Source organism: Cupriavidus sp. SIMBA_020, assembly GCF_046535395.1.
Lineage (GTDB): Bacteria > Pseudomonadota > Gammaproteobacteria > Burkholderiales > Burkholderiaceae > Cupriavidus > Cupriavidus campinensis.
In genome coordinates, this window is sequence record NZ_JAWRWU010001263.1 from 1 (window position 1) to 250 (window position 250).

General features: G+C 69.6%; 1 protein-coding gene. It reads left to right on the top strand.

The annotated features are described in order from the left end of the window. A partial coding sequence (locus SB751_RS33560) for a gamma-glutamyltransferase (RefSeq protein WP_410749441.1) occupies positions 1 to 250 on the top strand: 250 nt, incomplete at both ends.

Below are 250 nucleotides of genomic sequence, written 5' to 3' on the forward strand. Positions count from 1 at the left end.
CGTGGCCGCATCGATTCCGTGAAGGCGACACCGTCTATCTCGCCGCCACCGACGCGCAAGGTCGCGCGGTAAGCGTATTGCAGACGATCTTCCACGACTGGGGCAGCGGCGTGATGGCGGGCGACACCGGCATCCTCTGGCACAACCGCGGCGCGGCCTTCCGCGCGCCCGGCGGCGGCCCGCATCGGGACGCGCATCCGAACGTGATCGCGCCGGGCAAGCGGCCATTCCATACGCTCAATCCCGGCAT